The 18,321-nt window shown below is 66.4% G+C and carries 19 protein-coding genes; 7 read left to right on the top strand and 12 right to left on the bottom strand.

The window, feature by feature from the left end; all coding sequences use genetic code 11:
• The coding region (locus IWX77_RS11615; RefSeq protein ID WP_196844672.1) for an HNH endonuclease signature motif containing protein at positions 1 to 487 on the top strand (487 nt) is incomplete at its 5' end.
• 17 nt (positions 488 to 504) lie between these two features.
• Here the strand turns inward: IWX77_RS11615 and IWX77_RS11610 are convergent.
• Positions 505 to 1,320, bottom strand: coding sequence for an alpha/beta fold hydrolase (locus tag IWX77_RS11610; protein ID WP_196844671.1), 816 nt, complete (start codon positions 1,318 to 1,320; stop codon positions 505 to 507).
• A gap of 81 nt (positions 1,321 to 1,401) precedes the next feature.
• Here IWX77_RS11610 and IWX77_RS11605 point away from each other — a divergent pair, with 81 nt between their 5' ends.
• Both IWX77_RS11605 and IWX77_RS11600 read left to right on the top strand, forming a co-directional pair.
• Positions 1,402 to 2,322, top strand: coding sequence for an AEC family transporter (locus tag IWX77_RS11605; RefSeq protein WP_196844670.1), 921 nt, complete (start codon positions 1,402 to 1,404; stop codon positions 2,320 to 2,322).
• 16 nt (positions 2,323 to 2,338) lie between these two features.
• Positions 2,339 to 3,061: a fumarylacetoacetate hydrolase family protein gene (locus IWX77_RS11600; RefSeq protein ID WP_196844669.1), complete on the top strand. Its 723-nt coding sequence runs from the start codon at positions 2,339 to 2,341 to the stop codon at positions 3,059 to 3,061.
• A 23-nt stretch (positions 3,062 to 3,084) separates the two neighbouring features.
• Here IWX77_RS11600 and IWX77_RS11595 read toward each other — a convergent pair whose 3' ends face one another.
• The 3 genes from IWX77_RS11595 to IWX77_RS11585 form a co-directional block, all read right to left on the bottom strand.
• Positions 3,085 to 3,747: a GntR family transcriptional regulator gene (locus IWX77_RS11595; protein WP_196844668.1), complete on the bottom strand. Its 663-nt coding sequence runs from the start codon at positions 3,745 to 3,747 to the stop codon at positions 3,085 to 3,087.
• A 33-nt stretch (positions 3,748 to 3,780) separates the two neighbouring features.
• A complete protein-coding gene (locus tag IWX77_RS11590) occupies positions 3,781 to 4,986 on the bottom strand; it encodes an acyl-CoA dehydrogenase family protein (protein WP_196844667.1) in 1,206 nt (401 codons plus the stop codon).
• 70 nt (positions 4,987 to 5,056) lie between these two features.
• Entirely contained in the window at positions 5,057 to 6,250 is a 1,194-nt protein-coding gene (locus tag IWX77_RS11585) for a CaiB/BaiF CoA transferase family protein (RefSeq protein ID WP_196844666.1), read from the bottom strand.
• Positions 6,251 to 6,500: 250 nt separating this feature from the next.
• On the opposite strand from IWX77_RS11585, the gene putP reads away from it, so the two are divergent.
• Positions 6,501 to 8,006: a sodium/proline symporter PutP gene (gene putP, locus IWX77_RS11580; RefSeq protein WP_297413512.1), complete on the top strand. Its 1,506-nt coding sequence runs from the start codon at positions 6,501 to 6,503 to the stop codon at positions 8,004 to 8,006.
• A gap of 100 nt (positions 8,007 to 8,106) precedes the next feature.
• Here the strand turns inward: putP and IWX77_RS11575 are convergent, their stop codons facing one another.
• Positions 8,107 to 8,727 carry an antibiotic biosynthesis monooxygenase gene (locus IWX77_RS11575; protein ID WP_196844664.1) on the bottom strand — a complete coding sequence of 207 codons (621 nt, stop codon included), beginning with the start codon at positions 8,725 to 8,727 and terminating at the stop codon, positions 8,107 to 8,109.
• A gap of 22 nt (positions 8,728 to 8,749) precedes the next feature.
• Complete coding sequence (locus tag IWX77_RS11570; protein ID WP_196844663.1) at positions 8,750 to 9,586, bottom strand: exodeoxyribonuclease III; 837 nt, start codon at positions 9,584 to 9,586, stop codon at positions 8,750 to 8,752.
• A 125-nt stretch (positions 9,587 to 9,711) separates the two neighbouring features.
• Between IWX77_RS11570 and IWX77_RS11565 the strand changes: the two genes are divergently transcribed.
• Together IWX77_RS11565 and IWX77_RS11560 are read left to right on the top strand one after the other, a co-directional pair.
• Complete coding sequence (locus IWX77_RS11565) at positions 9,712 to 10,713, top strand: TIGR03557 family F420-dependent LLM class oxidoreductase (RefSeq protein WP_196844662.1); 1,002 nt, start codon at positions 9,712 to 9,714, stop codon at positions 10,711 to 10,713.
• A complete protein-coding gene (locus tag IWX77_RS11560) occupies positions 10,714 to 11,535 on the top strand; it encodes a coenzyme F420-0:L-glutamate ligase (protein WP_196844661.1) in 822 nt (273 codons plus the stop codon).
• Here IWX77_RS11560 and IWX77_RS11555 read toward each other — a convergent pair.
• Positions 11,532 to 11,948 carry a nuclear transport factor 2 family protein gene (locus IWX77_RS11555; protein ID WP_196844660.1) on the bottom strand — a complete coding sequence of 139 codons (417 nt, stop codon included), beginning with the start codon at positions 11,946 to 11,948 and terminating at the stop codon, positions 11,532 to 11,534. The genes IWX77_RS11560 and IWX77_RS11555 overlap by 4 nt on opposite strands.
• A gap of 142 nt (positions 11,949 to 12,090) precedes the next feature.
• Between IWX77_RS11555 and cofC the strand changes: the two genes are divergently transcribed.
• A complete protein-coding gene (gene cofC, locus IWX77_RS11550; protein WP_297413447.1) occupies positions 12,091 to 12,780 on the top strand; it encodes a 2-phospho-L-lactate guanylyltransferase in 690 nt (229 codons plus the stop codon).
• A gap of 11 nt (positions 12,781 to 12,791) precedes the next feature.
• On the opposite strand, the gene cofD is transcribed toward cofC, so the two are convergent.
• From cofD to IWX77_RS11525, 5 genes are all read right to left on the bottom strand, one after another.
• Positions 12,792 to 13,781, bottom strand: coding sequence for a 2-phospho-L-lactate transferase (gene cofD, locus IWX77_RS11545; RefSeq protein WP_196844659.1), 990 nt, complete (start codon positions 13,779 to 13,781; stop codon positions 12,792 to 12,794).
• On the bottom strand, positions 13,778 to 14,569 hold the full coding sequence (locus tag IWX77_RS11540; protein WP_196844658.1) for an ABC transporter ATP-binding protein: 792 nt from the start codon (positions 14,567 to 14,569) through the stop codon (positions 13,778 to 13,780). Before IWX77_RS11540 ends, cofD begins: the two co-directional genes overlap by 4 nt.
• Positions 14,560 to 15,579, bottom strand: coding sequence for a putative F420-0 ABC transporter permease subunit (locus IWX77_RS11535; RefSeq protein ID WP_196844657.1), 1,020 nt, complete (start codon positions 15,577 to 15,579; stop codon positions 14,560 to 14,562). Before IWX77_RS11535 ends, IWX77_RS11540 begins: the two co-directional genes overlap by 10 nt.
• Before the next feature lie 94 nt (positions 15,580 to 15,673).
• The gene (locus IWX77_RS11530) at positions 15,674 to 16,675 is read right to left on the bottom strand and encodes a putative F420-0 ABC transporter substrate-binding protein (protein WP_297413450.1); all 1,002 of its coding nucleotides are present in this window, start codon (positions 16,673 to 16,675) and stop codon (positions 15,674 to 15,676) included.
• A gap of 161 nt (positions 16,676 to 16,836) precedes the next feature.
• On the bottom strand, positions 16,837 to 18,204 hold the full coding sequence (locus IWX77_RS11525; RefSeq protein ID WP_196844656.1) for an aminotransferase-like domain-containing protein: 1,368 nt from the start codon (positions 18,202 to 18,204) through the stop codon (positions 16,837 to 16,839).
• Between the last annotated feature and the right edge of the window lie 117 nt (positions 18,205 to 18,321).

Here is an 18,321-nt window from a genome sequence, read left to right as displayed (position 1 = left end):
CGCCGGCACCGCGACAAGTTTTCTGCGCATCCTCACCCACCCGCACACGGGCATCGTGCTCGATGTCAGCGCAACCCCGTTCCGGGTGCCGGCCGCGTTGAAGAAATACCTGCAACTGCGAGATGGCACCTGCCGGTTTCCCGGCTGCAACCGCGCCGCCAGGCACAGCGACCTCGACCACACCCGTGATAAACAGTTCGGCGGCGCGACCAGTGCCACCAATTTGTTTCACCTCTGCCCGGCCAACCATAACCTCAAACACTTCAGCGCGTGGACCCCGACCGCACTGCCCGACGGCACCCTCCACTGGGTCAGCCCCGCCGGTAAGCACTACGCCACCGACCCCGCCACCCGCATCAGCCCACACCCCCAACAAACGGTGCCACCCGACTCAAACGCGCCACCGACGAACCCAGCTAGCCCGCCCGTGCGCGACCCGTGGAACTCTCCCTGCCACTTCGACGACCCCCACCCCCAACCGTTCTAAACGAGGCGGCGCCCCGATCACAGGTTGTTGGTCGCGAGCCAGCTGATCAGTACGCGCTGAAATTCGAGCGGATGCTCCACGCTCGGCAGATGGGCCGCGGCACGGAATGTGCATCCGCTCGCCTGCGGCAGTATCTCTAACAGGAATTCGTAGTGGGCCAGCGACGACGTGACGTCGAGCTCGCCCACGGTCACCAGCGCCGGAACGTCGATGTCACTGACCCTGTCGAATGCGGGCGGCTCAAGCGGAATCGAGATCGGGGCATCCATGGCGTGCACCACGTTGCGCAGGTTGAGTTCCTGCGCGAGGGTCAGAAAGGCCGAGTCGACATCGGCCGCCTTGCGGGTCGGTCCGACCGCCCAGAGCGCAACCTCGAGCCGGGCCAGCCGCGGCCATTGGTGGGCGGTGAACGCCGCATCCAGCTTGTCGAACAGGGCGTCCTCACGCTCGGTGAGCTCCACATCGGGAAACCCGCTCGGCCCTGACCCGATCGTGACCAGGCCGGCGACCCGCTCCGGGCTCTCCACGGCAAGGTCGATCGCGATCGTGCCGCCACGCGAGCACCCGATGAGGGTGGCGCGATCGACGCCGAGATGATCGAGCAGGGCCGTGGCATCCGCTCGGTTGGAGAATTCAACATTCTCGGTCGTCGTCTGGCCGAAACCGCGGGTGTCGAAGCGAATGACGTAATGATTCGCCGCGAGGGCCGCGACCTGGGGATCCCACATGCGCAGGGTCGCGATCCCGGCATGGATCAGCAACAGGGCTGGCGAGCCGGGGTCGCCCTGAGCCTCGTAGTAGAGGGAAGCGCCAGGAACGTCAAGTCGGGGCATGCAACGAGCGTAGCAACGCGGCGTACCCGCCCGAAAGAGCCGCGCGGGCCAACGGCCGGGCGAGGTCCTAGGCTGAGCATAATGGTCGGGGTTTTGGTTGGGTTTTCGATTATCGGATTTGTGATCCTGATCGGGTACTTCGTTGAGCGGTTCGGCATTATCGGGGAGGGCGCCGGTCGGGTGCTCAACCGCATGGCCTTCTTCGTCGCGACTCCCGCGTTGCTGTTCACCGTGCTCGCCCACGCGGATGTCTCGGTGCTGTTCTCCGAGTTCCTGGTCACCATCGTCTGCACCATCGCGGTGGGTGTCCTGCTCTACGTCGCCCTCGCCCGCCTGTTCTTTCGCACGCCGCTGGCCGATACGGTGCTCGGAGCGTCGAGCGCGACCTACGTCAACGCCAACAACATCGGGCTGCCCGTGGCTCTCTACGTGCTCGGCAGCGCCCAGTATGTGGCACCGGTGCTGCTGCTGCAGCTGGTGGTTCTGGCGCCGACCATTTTGGCGGTGCTCGATGTCACGACCCGCGGACGGGCCTCGTTCGTGGCGATCTTGACGCAGCCGTTTCGTAATCCGATGATTCTCGCCTCGCTCGCCGGGGTTCTTGTGGCGCTTTCCGGTACGACACTGCCGGACCCGGTGCTGGCGCCGTTCGAACTGATCGGCGGTGCGGCCATCCCCATGGTGCTGTTGTCGTTTGGCATGTCCCTGCACGGCCAACGCCTGCTCAAAGCCGGCACCGGGCGCAGACAGGTCGTGGCTGCCACCGTGATCAAGGTCGTGCTGATGCCGATCATCGCGTACCTGTTCGGGCATTTCATGTTCGACCTCGACGGCGCCGAGCTCTTCGCCGTGGTCGCCGTGTCGGCGTTGCCGACCGCTCAGAACATCTTCAACTTCGCATCACGCTACGACCGGGCTCTCGTCGTCACCCGGGACACCGTGTTGCTCACCACGATCACGTCGATGCCCGCTTTGCTCGTGATCGCCGCACTGCTTGCCTGACTCCAGAAAGGACCCCATGTCTGCTTCCAGCCCATTCACCGCACCCGAACCCACGAGTTTACCGATCCTGCACTCGACCGAGCGGTACTACCTGAACCGCGTCTATTGCGTGGGACGCAACTACGCCGAGCACGCCCGCGAGATGGGTGACGACCCCGACCGGGAGCCGCCGTTTTTCTTCACCAAGCCGGCTGACGCGGTGTTCGCCATCACCGAGGGTGTTGCCCCGCGCGGCGTTGCTCCGCACTTGGTTCCCTACCCGCCGGCGACCGACAACCTGCACTTCGAGATGGAACTTGTCGTCGCGATCGGCGTCGGTGGCGCCGACATTGCGGCAGCGGATGCCCTCACCCACGTTTTCGGCTACGGCGCCGGCGTTGACCTCACCCGGCGCGACCTACAGGACGCCGCCAAGGCCCTGCGTCGCCCCTGGGACCTCTCCAAAGGGTTCGATTTCTCTGGACCCTGCACCCCCCTCGTCGCCGCGAGCGCTATCGGCCATCCCACTGCGGCCCGCATCTGGCTCGACGTCGACGGCGAGACCCGCCAGGATGGCGACCTCGCGGATCAGATCTGGCCGGTGCCCGACGTGATCGCCGCTCTCTCTCGGTTCGTCACGCTGCGGCCCGGTGATCTCATTTTCACCGGCACGCCCGCAGGCGTCGGCCGGATCGAGCCAGAAAGCGTTGTCACCGCGGGCATCGACGGGGTCGCCGACCTCGCCTTTCGCGTGGCGTGATCTGAGGCCAGCGTCGGCTCAGGCTAGATCGGCAGCAGTGCGCCGAGGGCCGTCGTGGCATGACCGCGATGCTCGTCGAGTAGGCGAATGACGAGCTCGGCGTTGCCGGCGGCGAATGCGTCGACGATTGCCGCGTGCTCGTGTTCGACGCGCTCCCGGTTACCGGACTCTTCGTAGTAGAGCCGGCGGTAGGCCTCGGTTGAATCCCAGAGGGCCCGCAGAATGCGTTCGAGCCGGGGCAGCCCGGATTGGGTCACGAGCACGAAGTGAAATCGCCGGTTGGCTTCGTTCATGGCGAGCAGATCACCGGCCGCGTTGGCCCGTTCCACCTCGGCGCCGGCCGCGCGCAGATCGGCGAGCACCCGAGCGTTGCCGGCGGTGATCGTGGTGCGAACGGCCTCCGCCTCGAGCAGCTGGCGCAGTCGGTACACCTCGAGCAGATCGGCGAGCGACAGCTCAGTCACGCGGTAACCGCGATGTGGCTCGTGCACGACGTGCCCCTCGGATTCGAGCGTGTTCAGCGCTTCCCGCACCGGAACCCGGCTGACGCCGAGGCGTTCAGCCAGGTCTTCCTGCCGCAACGGCTGGCCGGGCACCAACTCGCCGACCGCGATCAGGCGCCGCAGCTCGCCGAGCACGAACGCAGGAACGGTCGGCGGCCGGGGGGTTCGCTCAGAAAATGGCATGCTCAATATCCTTTCTTCAGCAATCCAGGCGTCTCAGCGAAAGGCGGCGATGCCGGTGATGTGCTGACCGAGAATGAGGGTGTGCACCTCGTCGGTGCCCTCGTAGGTCCGCACGCTCTCCAGGTTGTTGGCGTGGCGCATCGGGGAATACTCGAGGGTGATGCCGTTGCCACCGAGCATTGCGCGCGCCTCGCGGCAGATGGCGATGGCTTCGCGGCAATTGTTCAGCTTGCCCACCGAGATCTGGTGCGGAGCGAGAGTGCCGGCGTCCTTGAGGCGGCCGAGCTGCAGCGCGAGCAGGGTGCCCTTGTTGATTTCGAGAGCCATGTTGACGAGCTTCTGCTGGGTCAGCTGGTAGCTGGCGAGCGGCTTGCCGAACTGCATCCGCTCTTGGGAGAATGCCAGCGCCGTGAGGTAGCTGTCGCGGGCTGCGCCCATGACGCCCCAGACGATGCCGTACCGGGCCTCATTGAGGCACTCGAACGGTCCGCGCAGGCCGCGCGCCTTCGGCAGCATGGCCGAATCGGGCAGGCGGAGCTCGGTCAGCTCAATCTCGCACTGAATGGAGGCACGCATCGAGAGCTTCTGCTCGATCGGCGTCGCGGCGAATCCTGGGGTGTTCGTGGGCACGACAAAGCCGCGGATCCCCTCATCCGTCATCGCCCAGATGATCGCGACCTGCGCGACCGATGCGAGGCCGATCCAGCGCTTGGTGCCGTTGATCACCCAATCGGTGCCGTCGCGGCGCGCGAAGGTGGTCATGCTCGCCGGGTCGGAGCCCGCGGTGGGCTCGGTCAGTCCGAAGCAGCCGATGACCTCACCGGCGGCCATGCGCGGCAGCCACTCGTTCTTCTGGTCCTCGGAGCCGTGCTTGTGGATGGCGCTCATCGCCAGCGATCCCTGCACGCTGACGAAGGTGCGTAGCCCGGAGTCGCCGGCTTCGAGTTCGAGCGCGGCGAGGCCGTACTCGACCGAGCTGCGCCCCGGGCAGCCGTAGCCCTGGAGGTGCATGCCGAGCAGGCCGAGCTTGGCCATCTGCGGAATGATTTCGAGCGGAAAGGCCGCCCTCTCGTACCATCCGGCGATGTTCGGCTTGATGGTCGTGTTGACGAAGGCGCGCACATCGTTGCGCAGGGCGATCTCGGTTTCGGTCAGTAGGGAATCGATGCCCACGAGGTCGGCAGCATCGGTGGGGTCGATTTCGGTCAGTTCGGCATTAGTGAGGACTGCAGTAGTCATGAGTCGTCTTTCGGTCAGTGGAGCGGATGATTACGGTCGGCTTTTCGAGATCAAGAAGGGTCGCGAGCTATCACGCGTCGAGAGCGCTCAGCGCGCCCTCTTTATTGAAGAACGTCGCACCGGTGTGCTCGCCGAGCAGGGGCGGCGGGCGCAGATAGCGCGCGGGGGTGTCGGAGAGCCCGATCGGGTTGGCGATTTGGCGGCTCACGCGGGAACCAGCGGCATCCGTGACCGGCACGATGGGGGCCAGGCCGAGTAGAGCGGCCAGATCGAGCGCCTCGGCGATCGAATTCACCTTTCCGGCGGGCACCCGCGCGGCCGACAGCCGGGCAGTCCACTCGACGGCCGGCCGCGTCTCGAGCTGTTCCTCGAGCATCGCCTTCAGCACAGCACGGTGCGCGAGGCGGCTTGCATTGCTGCCGAAGCGCGTGTCGGTCGCGAGTTCGGACACCCCGAGCACCTGAACGAGGGCACTGAACTGTTTGTCGGTGCCGACGGCGACCGCGATGGGGTCGTCCAGGGTGCGGAACGTCTCGTAGGGCGCGATGCTCGGGTGTGCGTTTCCGAGCCGCTTGGGGGCGACGCCGGTGGCGAGGGTGCTCGAGGCCTGGTTGACGAGCCCGGCGAGCAGAGAGGAGAGCAGGTTCACGTCGACCCGCTGGCCGCGGCCGGTCTCGTCGCGGGAGCGCAGCGCGGCGAGAATGCCGATGACCGCGTTCTGCCCGGTGAGAACGTCGACCAGAGCGACGCCGACCTTGCTCGGTTCGGAATCGGGGGAGCCGGTCACGCTCATGAGCCCGCCCACGGCCTGCACGAGCAGGTCGTAGCCGGGCAGTGCGGCGCCGCCGGTGCGGCCGAACCCGGTGATCGAGCAGTAGACCAGTTCAGGGCGCTCGGCTTTCAGCGTCGCGTAGTCCAGGCCGTACCGTTCCATGACTCCCGGGCGAAAATTCTCGATCACGACATCGGCACGCAGCGCGAGAGCGCGTGCCTCGGCCAGTCCGCGGTCGGTGCGCAGGTCACACACGACCGAGCGCTTATTACGGTTGACGCTGGCAAAGTAGCTGCCCATGCCGTTCTCGTCGACCGGTGGTACCCAAGCGCGGGTGTCATCGCCGAGCGGATGCTCAATCTTGATCACGTCGGCGCCGAAGTCCGCGAGTATCATCGTGGCAAATGGCCCCGCCAGCACGCGGGAGAAATCGGCGACACGGATGCCGTCGAGCGGCCCGGAACCGGGTGCCTCACTATCATTCCAACTCATCTGTATACTGTATCCAATTTGCTGGAGAAGCGGAAGAGCCAACTGCTCTCACCCGCCGTCTGTGGTCATCTGGTGCCTTTGTCTGCGCCCCCGTGGTCAGGGTTGGCCTCGGTTTTCAGCTCGCTACAGGGGCAAATGGTTAGTGTCTTTTGGCCACATGACCATATTTCTGCGAGACTGGCTCTTTGAGCTTGCCCGCATCCCGGGCATTCACGTCCTGTACGTCGGGCATCCCAACAAAGGAATCCCATTGACGGATCAAACTTTTCAGATAATTGCGATCGTTTTATATCTCGCTGGCATGGTCGCCATCGGGTACTTCGCCTTCCGGCAGACCAAAGATCTTGACGACTATATGCTCGCCGGCCGCGGCCTCAGACCCGGCACCGCCGCGCTGAGTGCCGGCGCTTCCGACATGTCGGGCTGGCTGCTGCTCGGTCTTCCGGGAGCCATCTACGTGTCCGGTCTCGTTGAGGCCTGGATCGCCATCGGCCTCACCATCGGCGCCTGGCTGAACTGGAAGTTCGTGGCACCGCGGCTGCGCTCGTACACCGAGGTCTCCAACAACTCGATCACCATCCCGAGCTTCTTCGAGAACCGACTCAAGGATACGTCGCGCCTGTTGCGCGTGGTCTCCGGCGTCATCATCCTGGTGTTCTTCACGTTCTACGTCTCTTCTGGCATGGTCGCCGGTGGTGTGTTCTTCGAGAACTCCTTCGGCTCCACATTCCTCACCGGCATGCTCATCGTCGGCGGCGTCACCCTGCTCTACACGCTTTTCGGCGGCTTCCTCGGCGCGACCCTCACCGACGTCGCCCAGGGAATCCTCATGCTCCTCGCGCTCGTCGCGGTGCCCCTCGTGGCCCTCGACGCGACCGGCGGAATCACTGCCACCCTCGACTCGATTCGCGCGTTCAAACCAGACCTGCTCTCCCTGACGGCGGGCGGATCCGTGCTGGGCGTCATCTCCGCAGCAGCCTGGGGCCTCGGCTATGTCGGCCAGCCGCACATCATCGTGCGTTTCATGGCCATGCGTACCCCGCAGGATGCCAAGGCCGGCCGCCGGATCGGCATCGGTTGGATGATCGTCACCGCCCTCGGTGCTGTTGCCACTGCCCTCATCGGCATCGCCTACTTCCAGCAGCACCCCGAGCTCACCCTGGCGAACCCGGAAACGGTATTCCTGCTGCTCTCGCAAACACTGTTCCACCCGTTTATCGCCGGCCTCGTGCTGGCCGCCGTGCTCGCCGCCATCATGAGTACCATCTCCTCGCAGCTGATCGTCTCATCCTCGGCGCTGGTCGAGGACCTGTATAAAATCGTGGGAAAGAAAGACGCTTCGTCCAAGCAGATGGTTATGCTCGGCCGTCTCGGCGTGCTGCTCGTCGCGGTCGTTGCCGGGCTCATCGCGCTGAACCGCGACGCGACCATCCTCGAGCTTGTCGGCTTCGCCTGGGCTGGTTTCGGTGCCGCGTTCGGACCGGTGGTCATTCTCTCCCTGTACTGGAAGAAGCTCTCCACCTGGGGCACGCTCGCCTCCATGGTCACCGGCGCCGTCGTCGTCTTCATCTGGGGTAACTCCCCGCTGAGCGGCATCATGTACGAGATCGTGCCCGGCTTCGCCGCCAGCCTGCTGGTTGCCGTCGTGGTCTCGCTGGCCACGTACAAGCCGAACACCGAGATCGACGCCGAATTCGACGCCGCTGCGGAACAGGCCCATGCGAACTACAAGGTTCCCGAAATGGTTTCCGCCTAAGAGACACCTCGCACGACGGACACCTCGCACACCAAGGGCACCTGCCCTCGGCCAGACGGCCAGGACGGGTGCCCTTGGTGTTGGTACGGGCTCAGCACAATCAGCGGGACCGGGGCTGTCTCTGCAACCAGGGGCGCAGCATCCGTGTCACCCAGGGCAGCACGAAGTAGGCCATCAGCGGCGTGAGAGCGAGGGTGGTCAGCAGTACCTTGAGGGCCGTCGCCAGATCGCTCCAGCCGGGCACGAGCCAGGTCACGAGCAGCGTGAAAATGAGGTTGACCGGAAAGAAACCTAGCCAAATGCTGATCGCCTGCTTCCACCGCGGCGGTGGCAGCAGTGCGGGGGTGCCGGGGGGCGCCTGCTGCACGGTGTCGAACCAGCCCTCGATGCCGGTGCGCTTCTCTACCCGGGCGTCGAGAACGAGGTCCGTGCCCGCTTCGAGCCACTCGGTGCGCTCGTCAGAATTCTCCCAGGCCTCCACACTGTCGCTGTTGGAGAAGCGATACAGCATGTTCCAGGTGGCGGAATCTTCGCTGTCGCGCACCCAGCCCGACCCGAGAAAGCCGGGATATGTGTGGGCGAGGTTGATGCCGAACTGCACCCACTCGCTCGCTTCGGTGAAACGCGCCGGATCGACCGTGCGGGTGATGGAAACGGTCACGGATTCTGACGCGGGCGGGGGTGGTACCGAAGCGTCGGGATCCGACTCTCGTGAAGTCATTGCCCCAGTATCCCTGATTGGCCTAGAAGATCATCGGGCGGTCGTCGTCATCGCCACCGAGGTCGAGGTCGACAAGCACCGGCACGTGGTCGCTCGGTGCGTCACCCTTGCGCTCGTTGCGGTGGATGCTGGCATCCGTCACCAGGTCGGCGAAGGCGGGCGACCCCAGGATGAAATCGATGCGCATACCTTCGTTGCGCGGAAACCGCAGCTGCTTGTAGTCCCAGAAGGTGAACCCCTCCGGCACGATCGGCCGCACGACATCGGCCATCCCGGCGTCCTCGAAGGCGTCAAACGCCGCACGTTCCTCGGGCGAGATGTGGGTCGACTGGCCGGGAACGAAACCCGGGTCGCCCATATCCTCGTCGCGGGGAGCGACGTTCCAGTCTCCCATCATGGCCAGAGCGAGCGCAGGGTGGGCGGTGAGCTCCTCGGCCGCGTGCGCCTTGAGGGCGTTCAGCCAGGCCAGCTTGTAGGCGTAGTGCGGGTCGTCGAGCGACCTCCCGTTCGGCACGTACAGACTCCACAGTCGCAGGTCGTTCACGGTCACCCCGAGCGCGCGCGCCTCGAGTGGCTGGTCGGGGCCAACCGCACCTTTTTGGAAGCCGGGCATATTCGGAAAAGCGGTGACGACATCCGTCATCGGTTCACGGCTGGCAAAAGCCACGCCATTCCACTGGCTCAGGCCGTGAATGGCGAGGTCGTAGCCAGCATCTTCGAACGCCTGCGACGGAAACTGCTCGGGCTTGCACTTGATCTCCTGCATGGCGAGAACGTCGATGTCCTCACGTTCCATCCAGTCGACGACTCGCCCGGATCGGGCACGAATAGAGTTGACGTTCCAGGTGGCAATGCGCATGCCTCCAGCCTATAAGGGGCGAAGCGGATGCCGCCTCCGCGGTATGGGGTGCGGCCTTCCTCGTGGTGCGATTGAATAGACGCAAACTGAATAGGTACAAAACACCGACAGGCAGGAAGTTCACAATGACGGAGTTGCAGATTGGCTACGCGGCCATGTTGGAGCAGTTCGCACCGGCTGAGGCGGTCGCACTCTCGGCCTACGCCGAGGAACACGGCTTCACCGGCGTCATGGCGGCCGATCACTTTCAACCGTGGGTTCCGGCCCAGGGGCAGTCCAGCTTCGTCTGGAGCGTGCTCGCGTCGATCGCCGAGCGCACAACGGGCGACTTCGGTCCCGGTGTTACCGCGCCCACGTTTCGCTGGCACCCGGCCATGGTCGCCCAGGCCTCCGCTACCCTCGCGTCGATGTATCCCGGCCGGCACTGGCTCGGACTCGGCTCCGGCGAGGCCCTGAACGAGCACATCGTGGGTGGCTACTGGCCTGAAGCGCCCGAGCGCATCAACCGCATGTTCGAGGCCATCGAGATCATCTCGAAGCTGTTCGCCGGCTCGATCGCCGGCAAGGACGTCAAACACTCCGGTCAGTTCTTCAAGCTCGAGTCAACCCGGCTGTGGACCATGCCCGAGGTTGCGCCCGAAATTCTGGTCGCCACCGCCGGTCCGGTCACCGCCAAGCGCGCCGGCCGGCTGGCCGACGGCCTGATCACGGTCGGCGCCCCGCTCGAGAAAATCTCGATGCTGTTCGGCAAATTCGATGACGGTGCCCGCGAGGCCGGCAAGGACCCGTCGATCATGCCCAAGGTGCTGCAGTTGCACATGAGCTGGGCCGAGACCTACGAAGAGGCCATGACCAACGCGCTGCACGAGTGGCCGAACGGTGGCATGAAGTTTCCCAAGGGCGACATCCGTTCGCCATTTGAGTTCGAACAGATGGCCAAGCTCGTGCGCCCGGAGGACTTCGAAGGTCGCATGATCATCTCGGCCGACCCTGACGAGCACCGCAAATACATTCAGAAGTTCGTCGACCTCGGCTTCGATCGCATCTACCTGCATAACGTGGGCCGCAATCAGAAACAGTGGATCGACGTCTTTGGCGCATCCGTTCTGCCGAAACTCGTTCGGTAGATGCCGCACGATTCGCTGCCCGACGCGGCGGCCGCCTCGCGCGGGACCACGGAATTGTTCGGCCTCACGGTGTTCACGCTCGGTGGTTTCGGTGAGATCAGGGCCGGTGATGACCTCGCCAGTCTGATCGCAGAGGCAGCACAGTCGCGTCTGCTTGACGGCGACATTGTGGTCGTGACCAGCAAGATCGTCTCTAAAGCCGAGGGGCGTGCCGTCGCGGCTGCAGACCGGGAGCAGGCGATCACCGACGAGACCGTGCGCGTCGTGGCGTCGCGCGCGTACCCCGGCGGGGTCACCCGCATCGTCGAAAACCGGCAGGGCCTGGTGATGGCGGCGGCCGGCGTCGACACGAGCAACGCGCCGGCGGGTGTGGTGTTGTTACTGCCGGTTGATCCGGATGCGTCGGCACGAGCCATCTGCGCTGCAGTGCGCGAGCGCACCGGGCTGCGGCTCGGCGTGCTGGTGACCGATACCGCCGGGCGCCCGTGGCGCGAAGGCCAGACCGATATCGCCATCGGCGCCGCCGGGCTGGCGGTGCTCGATGACCTGCGCGGCACGGCGGATGCCTCCGGTCGCCGCCTCGACGTCACCGTCGCCGCAGTCGCTGACGAGATCGCCGGCGCCGCCGACCTGGTCAAGGGCAAGACCAGTGGCAATCCGGTGGCCGTGGTGCGCGGACTCGACAGGCTGGTCGGTGAGCTGGATGCCGTCGGCGCTCGGGCGCTGCAGCGGCCAAGCGACACCGATATGTTTCGCCTCGGCACGGCAGAGGCCTATGCCGAGGGCTTCGCCGCCGGGCGTGCTGCGGCCGGGTTGGGCTAGATCGAGATGGTGAGGGCTTGGATCAGGCCGCTCTCGGCGTCGAGCTCGAACCGGTAGTTCAGGTCGACGCTGTGGCCCGGAAAGTTACCCGCAACGCGGTTGACGACGGTCGTCGCCGACTCGTCCTTCTCGGTGCGCAGCAGGGTGGTCGTGTACTCGAACGCGGTGGCGGTGCCGGCGAGCCAGGCAGCGATGGCCGCCTCGCCCGTGTAGGTTTTGCCGTCATCGACCACAACCGCGTTCTCGGTGAATGTCTGTCTGGCGGAGGCGGGCTTGGCGCTTGCACTGCGTTCGAGGTAGGTGGTAATCGCCATGGGCAGCGCGCGGGACTGTGCGATGAGGGGCTGTGCAGTGAGGGGCTGTGCAGTGAGGGGCTGTGCAGTGAGGGGCTGTGCGGTGAGTGAATCTGACATGGGACCTCCTGGGTCGTTAATCAAACGTAATCGGGTCGACGGATGTGTGCACTCGACCCTCAAGGCTACCGCGCGCTGGGTGCGCCCGGCGTTGCCCACGATTGCAGCGGGGTTGCAGCAGCCGCGCTGGTAGCGTTTTACCATGGACGAAACCCAGGGCGCCGTGAGCCGAATGGCGTCGCCGAACCCTGCCGCGCCGCGCTGGGCGGTCGTGGTGCCGGTCAAGGGGAGTCCGGGCGCCAAGAGCAGGCTGGGCGCTCTGCCCAAGCGGGCGGCACTCGCCGAGGCGTTCGCGCTCGACACGGTGGCGGCGCTCGTGGCGGCATTCGTTGTGGAGCGCGTGTTTGTGGTGACCGGTAGCACCCACCTCGGCGGACTGCTGGCGGGGCTCGGCGCGGTCATGGTGCCGGAGGCGCCGGGGGATGAAACGGGGCATGCCCGCTTGAACGCCGCGATCGCGCAGGGCATCGCTGCCGCTCGGCGCGCCTGTCCCGACGCGAATCTGGCAGTGATGACCGGGGATCTGCCCTCCCTGCGCCCGGCCGACGTCGAGACCGCGTTGTCGCTCGCCGCCTCACACCCGCGTTCGATGGTGCCCGACGCCGACGGTGTGGGAACGACGACCCTGTTAGCCCGCGCAGGGGTCACGTTCATGCCGCGCTTTGGACCCGGCTCCCGCGCCGCGCACGAGGCCGATGGACACATCGCGCTCGACCTCTCACCGACCTCGTCGATGCGCCGCGACGTCGACACCGCCGCCGATCTCGACGCTGCCCGGGCGCTCGGGCTGGGGCCGCACACGAGCGCGCTGCTGGCACTATCGAAGCGCTGACCCCGCAGTACTCAGCCTTCGGCGGCGAGGCGCAGCACGGCCGCGGCCATCGCGGTCGTGGCGGGCAGGTCGGTCATCCACAGCGGAGCAGCCGCAGAACGGATGCCGGCGGCCGCCAGCGCGGGCAGCGACGCGGCATCCGTTTCATCGATCAGCCACGCATCAAGTACTCCGCCTGAGCTCCGCGACCCATAGTGCACACCCACACCCAGCGCACTCGTCTCGACTCCAATTGTCGACAGGCACGCGTCGGCCATGCCTCGCACCGCCGCACCGCCGATGATCGGGGACACCCCGACGACCCGCGCAGACGTAGAACGCAGGGCCTCACGCACGCCCGGCACCGCCAGAATCGTACCGACCGACACGACCGGGTTCGACGGCGGCAGCACGACGAGGTCGGTCGTGCCGATGGCCTCGAGTACGCCCGGTGCGGCGACCGCTGACGCGAGCCCGCGCTGCTCGAACCCGGTCACGGCCACTCGGGCGCGGTACCGCACCCACCATTCCTCAAAATGGATACAGTCACCCGCAGCGTGCTCATCAGCATTCTCGGCGAGGCATGCGTGGGTTTCGATCGGCTGGTCACTCATCGGCAGAAGTCGAACGCCGGGCTGCCAGCGGCGGCAGAGAAACTCGGTGACCTCCGACAGGGTTGAGCCCGAGCGCAGAAGGTCGGTACGCACGATGTGCGTGGCGAGATCGAGGTCGCCGAGCGTGAACCACGACCAGCCGCGGCCATAGGCGGCGATCTCGGCCGAGGCCCGGCGGGTTTCGTCGGGGCGGCCCCAGCCCTGCTCCTCGTTGATGCCGCCGCCGAGGGTGTACATGATGGTGTCGAGGTCGGGGCAGATGCGCAGGCCGTCGAGCCACATGTCGTCGCCGGTGTTCGCAATGACCGTCACGGCTGCGTCGGGGGCGGCGACGGCGAGCTGGGCGAGCAGTCCGCGGGTGAAGCGAGCTCCGCCGACGCCGCCGGCCAGCACGGTCACGCTCTTCATGATTTGCCCGCCGATACGGCTGCCGCCGAGTACACGATGACCGGATGCCCGCCGCGTGGATGCTCCAGAATGAAGCAATCCACGCCATAGACGGCTCCGATGATCTCGGGGGTGAGTACCTCGGCGGGCGTGCCGACGGCCACGAGCTGGCCACCGTCGAGAAGGAGGATCTGGTCGCAATACGCCGCCGCGAGGTTCAGATCGTGCAGGGCCATGATCGCCGTCACCCCGAGCTCGCGCACCTGCCCGAGCAGCGAGAGCTGGGCACTCACGTCGAGATGGTTGGTCGGTTCGTCGAGCAGCAGCAGGCTCGGCTGCTGCGCCATGGCTCGCGCGATCTGCACGCGCTGCTGCTGTCCGCCGCTCAGCGTGTGCCAGGAACGATCGGCTAACGACGCCGCGCCGACCGCCTCGAGGGCGTCGAAAGCGACGGCGCGATCGTCGTCACCGCCGAACGAGCCCATCAGCTTGGTGCGATGTGGAATGCGCCCGAGGAGCACGACCTCGAGCACGGTCAGTTCCACGCTCGGCGACGCATTCTGTTCGAGCAGGGCGACGCGGCGGGCCGCTTCGCGCCGGGGCAGCGACCCGACCGAGACGCCGTCGAGGGTGACGGTGCCGGCATCCGCTTTGTCGATGCCGGCGACGAGCCGCAGCAGGGTGGACTTACCGGCGCCGTTCGGCCCGAGTAGGCCGGTGACACTGCCGGTCGGCAGCGACGCTGAGACGTCGCGCAGAATTCTGGTGCCGTCGATGGCGAACGACAGTTGGTCGAGGTCTACGCCCACAGGTGCGATTTCTTTCTCTTGATCAGCACAATAAACACCGGCACGCCGATGAACGCGGTGATGATGCCCACCGGCAGCTCGCGCGGGTCGAACACCGTGCGGGCGAGCGTGTCGGCGATGACCAGAAACAGTGCCCCGCAGACCGCCACGAGCGGCAGCAGCCGGCGGTGCCCGGGGCCGCTCACACCGCGCGCGAGGTGCGGCAGAATGAGCCCGACGAACCCGATCGCTCCACTGACGGCGACCATCGCGCCGGTCAGCAGCGCGACCGACCCGAGCAACGCCCAGCGGGTGCGATTGACGTTGATGCCGAGGCTCGCCGCCGAGGTATCGCCGAAGGCAAAGGCGTCCAGCCGGGTCGCCGACAGAAGGATGCCGGTGCAAACGACCAACACGGCCGTCGCTGCGATCGCGACGCTGCTCCAGGTGGCGCCGGCCACCGAGCCGAGCAGCCAGTTGAGAATCTCCCGGTAGGAATCGCCCTTGGCCGCCCAGAAGATGATGAATGAGGTCAGGGCGCCCGCGAGCTGCGCGATGGCGAGCCCCGCGAGTACGGCCCGCACCGGAGTGATCGTTCCGCCGACCCGGGCGATGCTGAGTGTTGCGACGAGGGCGAGCAGCGCGCCGAGAAAGGCGGCGAGGGGCAGGGCGAATCCGATGCCGAGAATGACGACGCCAACCGCACCGACGGATGCCCCGCTCGACAGCCCGAGCAGGTACGGGTCGGCGAGGGGGTTGCGTGTCACGCTCTGCATCACCGCGCCGCTCAGCGCGAGGCCGGTGCCCACCAGCGCGGCCGTGAGCACACGCGGTAGCCGCAACTGCCAGACGATCGAGTCGACCAGCACCGGAACCGGAGAGTCAGTCGGAATGCCGAGGTGAGCGCCGATACTGCCCGCTACCTGGGCCAGACTCACCGCCGCCGGCCCAATGGTCACCGCCACGCCACACACGAGAACGAGGGCAACCGTGGCAATCACGAACCACCCGACGTAACGCCCCCGGGTCACGAGTTCTCCCGATTGTCCCGCGAGATCGGGTACACGGTTGCTTCAACCGTGCTGAAGCAACCATGTACCCGCTCGGGCGGACAGGAGGTGGAGCTCACTCGTTCAGTTCGGCTAGTTGGGTGATGGTGGAGGCGGCAGCCTCGACGTTGCGAATGCCGGCCTCGGTGGCGGCGAACGGCAGAATGATATAGCGCTGGTTCTTCACGGCGTCGAGCACCCGGGTGGCCGGGTCCGATTCGAGCTGGGCGATTTTCGATGCGGCGGTGTTCCAGGTGGCGTCGACGAGCACAATGACGCTCGGGTTGGCCGCGATGATCGATTCCCAGCCCACCGAGGTCCAGGTGTCGCTCACGTCCGCGAAAATGTTGGTGAGCCCGGCGGCCTCCATGATCATTTCCGGCGAGCCGATGCCGGCGCCGACGTAGGGGGAGGTCGTGCCGCTTGAATACCAGAGCGCCGTCGTAGTTTGGGCAGTCGAGGGCGTCAAGCCGGCGAGGTCGTCCTGCAACGTCCTGACCAACTTGGTGGCGGCGGGCTCGGCGCCAAAGATTTTGCCGGCCTCGTCAATTTCGGTGAACACGGAATCGAAGGTGAGGGGGTTGGGCATGAAGTCGCCCTTGCAGGCGGCCGGTGACACGTAGCTGCCGACGCCGAGCGCCGCGAGGGCATTGCGGTCGCCCACTCCGTCGGCGCTGAAGTTGGATTCCCAACCGCCGTAGATGAAGTCGGGGTTCAGGCCAAGCACGGCCTCCTGGCCGGGAAGAAAGTCGCTGATCACGTTCAGGCCGGCGCCGGCCGGGGCGAGCGACTCGGGCAGCGGGCCGTCGAGAAAGGCCGAGCCGACAATGCGGTCGCCGAGGCCGAGGGCGAGCAAGAGCTCCGTCGCCGAGGACTTGATCGACACGATGCGTTTGGGCGCGGCCGTGACGGTGACGTTCGTGCCGCAATTGTCTACGGTGAGCGGGTAGCTCGCGCTCGCGGCGGGGGTCTCGGCCGGTGTGGCGAGGGGAGTCGCCGCGGCGGAGCATCCGCTCAGCACCAGGGTCGCGCAGGTCGTGGCGATGATCATAGATCGGCGCACGGTGATGGGATTCATGAGGTCTCTTTCGACTCTCGCAGGCGAGCGTTGCAGCGCCGTGAACGGCAGAGCGCGGGCGCAGACTGGCGGAATAGTGGTGGACCTCAGCCCAAATCCAGGCCAGCAGGGCCGGTCAAAGCAAACCGGTGGTCTCGCTCAACCCTAGGCCCCCACCAGCGCTACGACCAGCGCGCACCGACCGCGTGCACGGTCGAATCCAGCGGATGTGCCGCCGCGGCGAGTGCCTCCGCCACCGGTCTGACGTTGTCGGTCAGGGCGCCGGCGGTCACCCGAATGAACGCGGGGCCGCCCTCGGTCGCCAGAAACGGCGAGCCGCCGGCCACCCGAATACCGGAGGCGGCGAGGCGCACCATGGCGTCGCGCTCGTTCTGCACGGGTAGCCAGGTATTGATGCCGTCGGCCTGCACCACGTCGAGCCCAAAGGCGGTCAGAGCGTCGGCGAGGGCGCGCTGGCGGGCGAAGTAGATGCGGCGGGCCTCACTCACCTGCGCCATGCTCTCGCCGTTGGTGAGCAGATCGTGCAAAATCGTCTGCAGCATGCGGCTGGTCCAGCCCGGACCGAGCATGCGCCGCGACACAATCGGGTCGATGAGCGCGGCCGGACCGCCGAGCGCGGCCATGCGAAGGTCTGGTCCGTGCGACTTCGAGAAGCTGCGCACGTGCAAGGTGCGGCCCGGCAGCCAGAGGCCGAGACTCACATCGGGGGCGATGCTGATCTCGGCGGAGTGGTCGTCTTCGATGACGATGGTGTCGGCGCTCGCCGACGTGTTCCGCAGTAGGCGGGCCAGTTCCTCGGCCCGATTCGCGGTCATCGACGCGCCGGTGGGGTTCTGCGCGCGCGGCTGCAGAAGAACGGCGGCCGGCCCGAGCTTCAGCGCTGCGGCAAAGTCGGCTGGAATGATGCCGTGCTCGTCAACGGCCACTGGCAGGCGTTCCAAGCCGAGCTGGTCGAGCAGGTCGAAGAACGGCGGAAACGACGGGTTCTCCATGATGACCCGGTCGCCGAACCGGGTCACCGCGTCAAGGCTGCGCGAGATCGCGTCGAGGGCGCCGTCGACGATGGTGATCGTCTCGACCGGGTATGGCCACGATGCCCGCAGCGCCTTGAGCAGCTCCGGAATGATCGGCAGGTCCTGGTAGCTCGGGGTCACCGCGCGCTGCGATACCCGCGAGAGCGCCGGTCCGAGCGCCGGCAGCAGCAGCGGGTCGGGCGTGCCGCGCGAGAGGTCGAGGCGGGCCGGTCCGACCGTACCGATCATGGATTGGCTACGGGCCGGCAACCACTTGGGTGCGGCATCCTGCACGAAGGTACCGCCCCGACCGCGCGACACGATCAGGCCGACCGCCGAGAGCGCCTGCCAGGCGTGACTGACCGTGGCGGGGCTCACGCCGAGCTCACCGGCCAGCACCCGCACGGTGGGCAGGCGGTCGCCGGGTGTGAGCCGACCGGAGGCGATCAGCCGCCCGATGGCCGCGGCGATCCCCGCGGGGGTGCGCTGCTCAATTTCGTCAATAAAGTTCGGCATTGCTCTTGTCCCTGGCTGAGTTGGACGACAGGATGATTAATGCGTGCGTTACACAGAGAAACACATTTGAAATGTTTACGTCAAATAATAACAATACGGACAGCGCGGTTCGTAACG

The organism is Cryobacterium sp. CAN_C2 (assembly GCF_015751745.1).
GTDB lineage: Bacteria > Actinomycetota > Actinomycetes > Actinomycetales > Microbacteriaceae > Cryobacterium.
This window is presented reverse-complemented; position numbering and strand designations above follow the sequence as displayed.

What these genes read in the sequence shown, in the direction of transcription:
- IWX77_RS11570 (WP_196844663.1), bottom strand. Translation starts at nt 9,586, where the DNA reads ATGCGCATTGCCACCTGGAACGTCAACTCTATTCGTGCCCGATCCGGG.
- cofC (WP_297413447.1), top strand. Translation starts at nt 12,091, where the DNA reads ATGGACGAAACCCAGGGCGCCGTGAGCCGAATGGCGTCGCCGAACCCT.
- IWX77_RS11590 (WP_196844667.1), bottom strand. Translation starts at nt 4,986, where the DNA reads ATGACTACTGCAGTCCTCACTAATGCCGAACTGACCGAAATCGACCCC.
- IWX77_RS11575 (WP_196844664.1), bottom strand. Translation starts at nt 8,727, where the DNA reads ATGACTTCACGAGAGTCGGATCCCGACGCTTCGGTACCACCCCCGCCC.
- IWX77_RS11585 (WP_196844666.1), bottom strand. Translation starts at nt 6,250, where the DNA reads ATGAGTTGGAATGATAGTGAGGCACCCGGTTCCGGGCCGCTCGACGGC.
- IWX77_RS11565 (WP_196844662.1), top strand. Translation starts at nt 9,712, where the DNA reads ATGACGGAGTTGCAGATTGGCTACGCGGCCATGTTGGAGCAGTTCGCA.
- cofD (WP_196844659.1), bottom strand. Translation starts at nt 13,781, where the DNA reads ATGAAGAGCGTGACCGTGCTGGCCGGCGGCGTCGGCGGAGCTCGCTTC.
- IWX77_RS11555 (WP_196844660.1), bottom strand. Translation starts at nt 11,948, where the DNA reads ATGTCAGATTCACTCACCGCACAGCCCCTCACTGCACAGCCCCTCACT.
- IWX77_RS11605 (WP_196844670.1), top strand. Translation starts at nt 1,402, where the DNA reads ATGGTCGGGGTTTTGGTTGGGTTTTCGATTATCGGATTTGTGATCCTG.
- IWX77_RS11600 (WP_196844669.1), top strand. Translation starts at nt 2,339, where the DNA reads ATGTCTGCTTCCAGCCCATTCACCGCACCCGAACCCACGAGTTTACCG.
- IWX77_RS11525 (WP_196844656.1), bottom strand. Translation starts at nt 18,204, where the DNA reads ATGCCGAACTTTATTGACGAAATTGAGCAGCGCACCCCCGCGGGGATC.
- IWX77_RS11595 (WP_196844668.1), bottom strand. Translation starts at nt 3,747, where the DNA reads ATGCCATTTTCTGAGCGAACCCCCCGGCCGCCGACCGTTCCTGCGTTC.
- IWX77_RS11530 (WP_297413450.1), bottom strand. Translation starts at nt 16,675, where the DNA reads ATGAATCCCATCACCGTGCGCCGATCTATGATCATCGCCACGACCTGC.
- IWX77_RS11560 (WP_196844661.1), top strand. Translation starts at nt 10,714, where the DNA reads ATGCCGCACGATTCGCTGCCCGACGCGGCGGCCGCCTCGCGCGGGACC.
- IWX77_RS11610 (WP_196844671.1), bottom strand. Translation starts at nt 1,320, where the DNA reads ATGCCCCGACTTGACGTTCCTGGCGCTTCCCTCTACTACGAGGCTCAG.